The following is a 7,825-nucleotide window of genomic DNA, read 5'->3' as shown; positions in this document are numbered from 1 at the left end:
ATTCCCTCGAGCATCTTCGAACATAAGAGTGCATAAGATATTGCTGAGTTTCACCGGCATATTTACAGATCTATTTTTTATATATAGGGCTGCTCTTACATAACCAGCATTTGCTTCCACTTTTGAGGTTTCGTTAATTTTAGAGGTCTTTTCGGATCTATACTTTCTCGCTTTTTGGCTAGCGGAGTCTGACTTAACGGACTTTGCTTCTTTATCAATATCATTTTTAAAAGGTTTATCAGCCCATTTAGTCGTTGTCGCTTCATCCAAGGCTCTTTTCGACCATTTGTTTGTTGTAGACTGAGTATATTCCAAACTTGTTTGGGCAAGAACTGGAACAGTAGCACTAGCCTTTAAACTATATGTAGCTGAGTTTTCCTGTGATTGCTCGTATTCTTTTTTGTATTGATCTTGGAATTGTACAGTTCGAAGGTTTATTTCATTCTGATGCATCGACTCGGAACCTTCGCTCTTTGTAGATGCTAAATCATCCGAATTAATCTCACTAACAATCTCGTCGCTTTCACCTGTACTACTTTTTAAAATTGCAATCTTCATAGTGATTGGAGGAGCAACAACGGTGTCAATTTCCGGATAATCGGCTACCCAAACGTTGGTAGTAGTTTCGTTGACATTTAATATTCCATCACCGTCGAAATCGTTCACGATGGTTGTTCCAGTTGGATCGATCGCTCCACCTAATGCTTGAGCGTTTACTTTAGTTCCTGGCTTTAAGTTGAACAAACCATTCACAGGTGTAACGGTGCCGCCATTCCCGCCTCCGACAGGAACTCCCCCTTTATCCACCACTAGAGGGACTTTTTCCGCAACGAGCCATGTGGCTTTTTTCAAATCCACATCTCCACTGCCAAAGCCCCAATCGCTTAAACAACCTACAAAGGAAAGTACAACCGAAGTTAAAATAACTTTCCTAACAACAATCCTAACGATAAAATCGAACATCGAACGAACCTCCGGGTTTCCCCTCACTTAAGAGAACCAAATCCAAAATACAAAACGCCCCGGACAAATTTTCGACGTAAGTCGCCTTTTTTGACTGAGTTCAAATTTTTACTCACAGTTCTGCCAGATTCGTCTTCGAATGCAGACACAACTTGGGCGTTTGAATGGACGTTTCGAAAAAGTTCCACTTTTTGTCCAATTTTTTGCGCCAAACTAAAAAAAAAATCGGGCAACGTTGAGAAAACAGACCGTTATGACGACAAAATTGAGTTAACGTAAAAAATTCGGGAACATTCTGACTCAAAAGGGATAACATGCTCCGATATGCGACTATCCCATAACGGATATTTTACATTATCCTAATATGGGATATTAGAGAGCCGAATTTTCCATAAATATTGAAATTTTATATTTTTATAATATTTAAATTTGAAAATTAGGAAATTATTTATTTATAAAAAATCGATTTTCCCAAAAATAGTTCGGGAATCAAATTATAAAACCTCTCCCCTCCTCTTGATCCCAATCAAGAGATGAAAAGTATATAAATCACTTCATTCTAAATTCAACGTAGTCCTTAATGAATATGCCTACCCTATTCAGGGTAACTGAAACTCTTCCATGAATTTTATAACCAACATCGATGCCTTCACTTATACCTCGGATCAATTTTACTAAGTAAGTCTCAATCCCACTGTCCTTCCCGGCCAAAAACTATCCCCTAATTGTATATTCTATTTTTATAATATATTATCGCTTACGCCGAGCTTTATTAAAGATAATTCGACATTAAAATGAGACATATCTCTCGGACAACTCTCACTCGCACACAATTCCTATTCCCTTTGCAATCTGCGAACAAATGTTCAACAAAAACGAACACTGTTTCAAAGACTTATATTCTGATGAATTTTTCTTGTCGGGAATCCAGGTACAATCCATCTTTTACCAGAACAATCGTTCTACTTCAAACAGATCGAATTCTATCTGTACGATCCGAAAGTTTAAAAATTCGTTATCCGAGGACATAAGAGGGATCCAAATGGCAAAACAATTCGAAGGTAAAGTTGCATTAGTTACGGGAGCTGCGTCTCCAAGAGGTTTAGGTCGCGCTATCGCCAATACTATCGCAAGAGATGGTGGAGATGTAGTCGTAGTAGACTTAAATAAAGAACATATCGAGCAAGCGGCTGCTGATATCGCTAAGGAATTCGGCGTTAAAACATTGGGTATTCCAGTAAACGTTACTAAACCGGAAGACTGCGATTCTGCTATTAATGCTGTTAAAGAGAAATTCGGTAAACTGGACTTCTTAGTAAACAACGCAGGAGTTCTAAAAGATAATCTTTTTATCAGAATGAGCGAACAAGAGTATGATTTCGTGATGGATGTGAACGCGAAAGGTGTGTTCTTGATGACCAAGTATGCTTCTAAACTTCTTTTAAAAGCTCCTTCTGGCAGGATCGTGAACATTTCTTCTCTTTCCGGTCTTTCAGGTCAACCTGGACAAGCGAACTACTCTTCTTCTAAAGCTGCGGTGATCGCTCTTACTAAAGTTGCTGCGAGAGAATTTTCAGGTAGAAACGTTTTAGTAAATGCGGTTTGCCCTGGTTATGTACAAACAGACATGACTGCTTCTCTTCCTGAAGAAGTTCAGAAAAAACTTACCGATCCTATGTTCATCCCTTTAAAAAGACCAGGAACTCAACAAGAGATTGCTAACGCTGTTGAATTTTTCCTTTCCGATAAAGCATCTTATATCACCGGTGTTTTCTTGAGAGTAGACGGCGGCGCCGGTATCGGAATGTAAGGAGTTAATCATGAGAGAAGTAGCAATCATCGGGGCTTATGAAACTGTCCACGGTAATCATAAAGACAGAACCTTACGCGATCTAGTTACCGAAGCTGGTAACGGTGCTATCAAAGATTCAGGTATAGACAGAAAAGAAATCCAAGCTGTTTATGTCGGGAACTACGCTGGCAATGAGTTTAACGCTCAGAACACAATGGGCTCTTATGCGGCCAACTTACTTGGGTTAGGCGATCGTCCCGCAATCCGTACCGAAGGAGCATGTGCTTCCGGTGGGATTGCAATGAGACAAGGTGTTCTTGCTGTTGCATCCGGTTTATACGATACGGTTTTAGTTCTGGGCGTAGAAAAAATGAACGGTTTAGATCCTGAAACCACTATGGAAATCGTAGCAAGGGGCCAGGACCAGGATGTAGAAGGCGGATATTGTATTTCCGGTCCTTCCGGTTTTGCATTAAACGCAATCCGCCATATGCATGAGTTCGGAACTACTAAGGAAATGTTAGCGACAGTTGCTGAAAAAAACTATTTCCATGGTAGCCTAAATCCGTTTGCTCATAAACAAAAAGAGATTTCTTTCAATAATATTATGAGGGCAAGAATGGTAACAACTCCATTCGGTTTTCATGATGTTTCCTTAGTTACAGATGCCTCTGCAGCCGTTGTGATCACTACCAAGGAAAAAGCAAAATCTGTTCGTAAAGACTATGTTGTGGTAAAAGGTTCCGGAATAGGCGGAGATTATTTCAATGTGGCTCTTAAAAAAGATTCTGTAAGCTTCCCCGCTTCCGTTCAAGCTGCTACTGAGGCGTTTAAAATGGCCGGAGTGGAAAGAAAGGACATCGATGTTCTAGAATGTCATGACTGTTTCACCATCACTGAGATCATCAATATAGAGGATCTTGGCTTTGTTGAAAAAGGAAAAGGCGGCCAGTTCACTAAAGACGGTCATACCAGATTGGGTGGAAAACTTCCTGTAAACACTTCAGGTGGCTTAAAGGCAAAGGGTCATCCGGTTGGAGCTACAGGTGTTGGTCAAGTGGTAGAGATGACTTACCAGCTTAGAGACCAATCTGAAAAACGACAAGTTGCAAATGCTCGCACTGCCTTAACTCATGTTTTAGGCGGCCCGGGTGCAGTTAGTATAGTGCATATTCTGCAGAGGGGGGAATAATGGCTGAGATTATGGAAGCTCATTCTTTAACCGGAAAAAAATGTAAATCCTGCGGATTCGAAGCTACTGATCCTGTAGTTTCTTGCACAAGCTGCGGATCGGAAGATGTAGAAGCCAAAACTTTTTCAGGCAGAGGAAAAGTTTACACTTACACTGTAGTTCATGTCGGTTTTGGTCATTTAGCTCCAAGAGCACCTTACGTTCTTGCAGTCATCGAGCTGGAAGAAGGTGCAAAAACCATGAGTATTATCGAAGGAGAATACCAAGGTAAACCGGTCACTGAATCAGTTTCGATCGATATGCCTGTTCTTTTCGATAGAACGGAAACTTCTACGGGATTTATTTTTAAACCCGCTTGATCTAAAAAAGAAAGCGGGGTGGGACTTACCCCGCTTTTGTTTTACAAAAAACGAATAAGTCCGATTGTTTTCCATTCTTAGAAATCGATATTAAGAATCAGCTCCTGATACTTTGACAAAAGTCAATTTCCGACTCATTCTCCATATTCCTCGAAATCCTTTGCGGAATCAGCGCCGACAATACCGTGACAAAAAGTTCTTTGCTTTCTCTTTCTGAATGAGAAAGTTGGAACCAATATAAAGGAGTAATCCATGAAGACTCGGGCAATCCTGATTTCCCTTTTTGTTTCCATTCTCTCCCTCATCTTCCTATTGAACTGCGGAGATAAAGAAAAGCCGAAAGAAGAAGCTGCACCTGTAGCAAGCGCAGCAACTTTAAGTCCTGAAATAGAAGAAGGTAAAAAACTTTTTCTTGAAAACGGATGTAACGCATGTCACGGAGATACAGGCGCTGGAGACGGAGCTGCTGCGGCTAGCTTAAATCCAAAACCAAGAAATTACAAAGCACCTGCTAGTGATTGGAAAAACGGTCCTACAGAAGCAGGAGTGCTGAAAACTTTGAATAACGGAATTCCAAGTAACCCAGTGATGACTTCTTACAAGTTCTTAGGCGACGAAAAATTGAAAAAAATCGCTAAGTACGTAGTTTACCTGAATCAAAATTAATCCTTATTCTTCGGGAGTCCGAGAGGGCTCCCGTCTTACTTTTTCCCACTTTTCTTCTGGAAGTTTTCCACCCCCATTTCAACCTAGCTTTGTGAGCCAATCCTCTTCTTTACCACATTGCGACAGTTGCGGAACGGACAGAAAATCCCCTCTTTCCAGAGAGGTGAAAACCTACGGTAATTGGGCCTGGTTTTTGATCCTTTTCGGGATTTCTTCCAAACCTACTACTGTTGCATTTCAATGTTCCCAATGCGGCCAGATTTTCGACAGACTTTCTCCGGAGGAATTAGAGCACTACGTTTAACGGATTACTTCCAGTAGGCGGTCGGTTTTTCCCAGGAAACGGGATTGACTGTCTTCGAGAGGGAAGGTCTTTTGTGCTAAATAAGGCAGATGTCTGACGAATTCAAAATAAACGTGGATCTTGAACCTAATGTCCCGGTAATCCATATCTCCGGAGAAATTACCTCCGAGGCGGATGACGAAATTTTAGGAAAATACCAATCCATTCCAGAACAGCGTAGGACCCGAGTGATTTTGAATTTCCACGGAACGTCTTACATCAATTCGGCGGGGCTTGCGACATTGATCAGTTTGATCACCAAAGCAAGTGAATCTTCTTCTAAAATCGAATTTGCAGGTCTAAACGATCATTTCAGAAAAGTGATGGATATCGTTGGTCTTACGGATTTCGTTTTAATCCATAATACTCTGCAAGAAGCTCTTAGTTAAGGGATCAGTCCCTTCTTCTTAAAATCTTTCACTACTAGTTCCAGATCTTCAGGCGTGTCTACACTCAATGCTGCGCGACTTGTTATATACACTCCGATCGAATGTCCTGCTTCCATTGCTCTCAATTGTTCGAGTGATTCAGATTCTTCTAACGCGCTTGGAGGAAGTTCGGGATATCCAAGTAAGAAGTCTCTATCGTATCCGTAGATCCCGAGATGTCTATAAGCAGGGACCGTTTTTTTGAATTGGCTAGGGATGGCCGAACGGGAGAAGTAGAGCGCCTTTCCGTTTTTGTCCAGGACCACTTTGACCCGATTCGGATCTTGGATCTCGTTTTCTTCTAATCGAACTGCCGCAGTGCTCATTGCCCAATCCGGCCTTTCCAATTTGAGTTTTGCAACTCCGTCTATGAGTTCGGATTCTATTCCAGGTTCGTCGCCTTGGATATTGATTATAATCCCTGAGTCAGGATATTTGAGTGCAACTTCTCGGATCCTATCCGTTCCGGATGGATGATCGGGAGAAGTCATTACCGCCTTACCACCGTTATCCGAAACAATTTTTAGTATTCGTTCGTCGTCGGTGGCGACTACAACATCGCGTAAGAGAGAAGACTTTAGAGAATTCTTATATGTCCAGGCGATCATAGGAAGGTCCCCGATCTTGGCCAATGGTTTGCCTGGGAATCGGGAACTTCCATATCTTGCGGGTATAACCCCTAAGATTTTCGGTTTTGTCATCAGTTGACGATAAATTCTGTGAAGTAAACTTCTTGGATTTTTCCGTCGGAGAGAATATGATTGATCTGAGCCTTGATCTCTTCTCTTAGATCTAACTGATCTTCTACATCGATTAGATCATCCTTGGTTTTTCTTCCTATGATTAGGTTGACCAAGTCTCTCATCTGAGCGATCCTTTCCGCAAGTTCCGCAGTGATCTTAGCATCGTCTCTCGCAACTCCGAAAGATAATTTCATCTTTACGAAGTGAGTTTCTCCCTTGTCCGCAGTATTGATCCTGAACTCTTCCTGGAATTGGAAAGTCATGAGTGGCGGAGGAGGTTTTACTAAGGCAACGTTTTTCATTTCACGGAAAGTGCTAGTCGCCGCTTGTTTCGCAACAAACATGGAAACAAGTACAACTATGATAATTCCGAATACGGCACCGGCAATATAGATCAGCCATTTGATGAGCGGAGACGAGCCGGCGCCGGCATCCGCCGCAGGTAAACCGCCTTCTTCCTCGTCTATTTCGGGATCGCCCATGGGTATTCTCCTTTTACTCTTCTATAATCCACTTTCAGTGGAAGTTTCCGAACCCGGAACACGGCTCTTTGGTAGGCCGAAGTTGGATTCGTAATCACCACGTTTGGTGGATTTTTCCGTTAAAATTACGATATCAATTCTTCTATTGAATGCCTTTGCTTCCGGAGACCCTAAGTTCTCCACAACCAAAGGTCTATAAGATCCGAAACTCACAGCCTGGAACCAACTTGGATCCAACTTTCCTACTCCAACGATATAATCCGTGGAGTTGATCGCTCTTGCTCCCGCTAGGTCCCAGTTGTTTAAGTAAGTTCTTTCTTCCCTGTTTGGATTTGCGCCGGGAAGTACTGCATCTGCATCGCAGTGACCTTCTACCCTTACAAATCTTTCGAGTCCCTTAATGAGTCCGCTGGCTTTTTTGAGAGTACTTTTGATCGGTTCCTGCAAAATAGCAGAGCCTGGATTAAAATAATCGGCTCCTACTAAACTGATCACAAGACCTCTTTCGTCTTCCGTTACTCGCACTTTTCCTGCTTCTATCTCAGGTTTGAATAATTCTGTAGCGGTCTTCTTGGATTTAGAAAGCGCCTTTCCAGTAGTCATGGAAGGAAGACTTTCTATATTCATTCCCATCTCTTCCAATTTTCCTTTGGAAAGAGTTTGCCCACCGTCAAAAAATCCGGTAGTGGTCTTGAACGCGGATAGAATGATCTGCATCTCTATCGCATTCGTCTTACCTGTACGATATAACATGATGAAGAAGCAAAGAAGAAGTGTAACCATGTCTCCATAAGTAAGCATGTACTCTGGAATATTCTGGATACACTCTGGACATTTCTGTTTTGCCATATTCTTCT

Annotated in this window: 9 protein-coding genes and 1 pseudogene; 6 read left to right on the top strand and 4 right to left on the bottom strand. The window is 41.9% G+C overall.

Annotation, left to right across the window (positions count from 1 at the left end; translation table 11 throughout):
* A pseudogene (locus EHO65_RS11720) lies at positions 1 to 963 on the bottom strand (LIC12048 family lipoprotein); the annotation flags it as partial.
* A gap of 1,042 nt (positions 964 to 2,005) precedes the next feature.
* Between EHO65_RS11720 and EHO65_RS11715 the strand changes: the two are divergent.
* The 6 genes from EHO65_RS11715 (at position 2,006) to EHO65_RS11690 (ending at position 5,704) form a co-directional block, all read left to right on the top strand.
* Positions 2,006 to 2,773, top strand: coding sequence for a glucose 1-dehydrogenase (locus EHO65_RS11715; protein WP_135774520.1), 768 nt, complete (start codon positions 2,006 to 2,008; stop codon positions 2,771 to 2,773).
* Between the two features lie 10 nt (positions 2,774 to 2,783).
* Positions 2,784 to 3,947, top strand: coding sequence for a thiolase domain-containing protein (locus EHO65_RS11710; protein WP_135614199.1), 1,164 nt, complete (start codon positions 2,784 to 2,786; stop codon positions 3,945 to 3,947).
* Positions 3,947 to 4,306: a Zn-ribbon domain-containing OB-fold protein gene (locus EHO65_RS11705; RefSeq protein WP_135774490.1), complete on the top strand. Its 360-nt coding sequence runs from the start codon at positions 3,947 to 3,949 to the stop codon at positions 4,304 to 4,306. Before EHO65_RS11710 ends, EHO65_RS11705 begins: the two co-directional genes overlap by 1 nt.
* Before the next feature lie 252 nt (positions 4,307 to 4,558).
* Positions 4,559 to 4,972: a c-type cytochrome gene (locus EHO65_RS11700; protein WP_135774488.1), complete on the top strand. Its 414-nt coding sequence runs from the start codon at positions 4,559 to 4,561 to the stop codon at positions 4,970 to 4,972.
* 91 nt (positions 4,973 to 5,063) lie between these two features.
* Positions 5,064 to 5,276, top strand: coding sequence for a hypothetical protein (locus EHO65_RS11695; RefSeq protein WP_135774487.1), 213 nt, complete (start codon positions 5,064 to 5,066; stop codon positions 5,274 to 5,276).
* An 89-nt stretch (positions 5,277 to 5,365) separates the two neighbouring features.
* On the top strand, positions 5,366 to 5,704 hold the full coding sequence (locus tag EHO65_RS11690; protein ID WP_020769614.1) for an STAS domain-containing protein: 339 nt from the start codon (positions 5,366 to 5,368) through the stop codon (positions 5,702 to 5,704).
* Here the strand turns inward: EHO65_RS11690 and kdsB are convergent.
* Genes kdsB through motB form a run of 3 tightly spaced genes read right to left on the bottom strand, consistent with a single transcriptional unit; the run spans position 5,701 to position 7,817 of the window.
* Positions 5,701 to 6,444, bottom strand: coding sequence for a 3-deoxy-manno-octulosonate cytidylyltransferase (gene kdsB / locus EHO65_RS11685; protein ID WP_135774485.1), 744 nt, complete (start codon positions 6,442 to 6,444; stop codon positions 5,701 to 5,703). The genes EHO65_RS11690 and kdsB overlap by 4 nt on opposite strands.
* On the bottom strand, positions 6,444 to 6,968 hold the full coding sequence (locus EHO65_RS11680; protein ID WP_008591739.1) for a flagellar basal body-associated FliL family protein: 525 nt from the start codon (positions 6,966 to 6,968) through the stop codon (positions 6,444 to 6,446). Before EHO65_RS11680 ends, kdsB begins: the two co-directional genes overlap by 1 nt.
* A 21-nt stretch (positions 6,969 to 6,989) precedes the next feature.
* Positions 6,990 to 7,817 carry a flagellar motor protein MotB gene (motB, locus tag EHO65_RS11675; protein WP_135774483.1) on the bottom strand — a complete coding sequence of 276 codons (828 nt, stop codon included), beginning with the start codon at positions 7,815 to 7,817 and terminating at the stop codon, positions 6,990 to 6,992.
* Positions 7,818 to 7,825: the final 8 nt, after the last annotated feature.

Source organism: Leptospira andrefontaineae, from assembly GCF_004770105.1.
Taxonomy (GTDB): domain Bacteria; phylum Spirochaetota; class Leptospiria; order Leptospirales; family Leptospiraceae; genus Leptospira_B; species Leptospira_B andrefontaineae.
Note: the sequence above shows the minus strand (reverse complement) of the source record. Positions and strands in the feature narration are given on the sequence as shown.